Source organism: Streptomyces sp. MB09-02B (genome assembly GCF_033794485.1).
Lineage (GTDB): Bacteria > Actinomycetota > Actinomycetes > Streptomycetales > Streptomycetaceae > Streptomyces.
In genome coordinates, this window is record NZ_JARGEE010000885.1 from 1 (window position 1) to 1,186 (window position 1,186).

Sequence of the window (1,186 nt, forward strand, 5' to 3'; positions counted from 1 at the left end):
CCGCAACCCCGCCCCCAACCGCCGCAGCCCCTCCCGGATCTCCTCCGGTGTCTGCGTCACAAAGCACAGGCGCAGCGTCGACCGGTCGGGCTCACCGGCGTAGAAGGGCGCCCCGGGCACGTACGCCACGTCCTGCGCGACGACACGCGGCAACAGCGCGCCGGTGTCGTGGGAGGAAGGGAGGCGGGCCCAGAGGAACATGCCGCCCTCGGGACGGTTCCACGCGGAGCCCTCCGGCAGCGCTTCGGCGAGGCCCGCGAGCATCGTGTCGCGGCGCTCCCGGTACGCCCCGGCGACCCGGGCGACATGGGCGTCCAGATCACGGTCGGCCAGATACCGCGCCGCGGCGAGCTGGTTGACGGTCGGCGTGTGCAGGTCGGCCGCCTGCTTGGCGACCGCGCACGCCCGCCGCAGCCCGGCCGGCCCGCGCAGCCAGCCCAGCCGCATGCCGGGGGCCATGACCTTGGAGAAGGAGCCCAGCAGCGCCGTACGGTCCTCGGCGCCCGGGTACGAGGCGATCCACGGCACCCGGTCGCCCTCGAAGCGGAGTTCGCCGTACGGGTCGTCCTCGACGATCCACAGTCCGCGCCGGGCGGCGACGGAGGCCACGGCCGCCCGCCGCTCGGCGGGGAGCGTGCGTCCGGTCGGGTTCTGGAAGGTGGGGACGGTGTAGAAGAGCTTGGGCCGGTGCCGTAGCACCGACTCCTCCAGCGCCACCGGGTCCACCCCGTGCGCGTCGCCCGGCACGGCCACCACCCGCGCCCCCGCGAACCGGAACGCCTGGAGCGCCGCGAGATAGCAGGGGTCCTCGACCAGGACGACGTCCCCCGGGTCCAGCAGCGCGGTGGCGAGCAGCGACAGCGCCTGTTGCGAGCCGGTGGTGACGAGGACGTCGTCCGCGCCGGTCGCCAGCCCGCGCGCCCCGTACCGCGCCGCGAGCGCCGCCCGGAGCACCGGCTCGCCCTCGGTCGTCGCGTACTGCAGGGCGCGCCCCGCGGACTCGGCGAACACCTCGCGGTAGGCGGCCGCTATCCCCTCCGTGTCGAACAGCTCGGGCGCGGGCAGTCCACCCGCGAAGTTGACGACTTCCGGACGCGAGGTGACGGCGAGGATGTCCCGAACGGGGGAACCCCCGACGGCCGCGACCCGCGCCGCCAGGCCGGGCACGGCCGCCCCGGCACCCGCC

At 75.9% G+C, this 1,186-nt stretch carries 1 protein-coding gene; it reads right to left on the bottom strand.

Annotated elements, in window-relative coordinates; translation table 11 throughout:
• Window positions 1-1,186, bottom strand: a 1,186-nt coding sequence (locus P1P70_RS44850; RefSeq protein ID WP_413471699.1) for a PLP-dependent aminotransferase family protein, incomplete at both ends; no start/stop codon positions are given.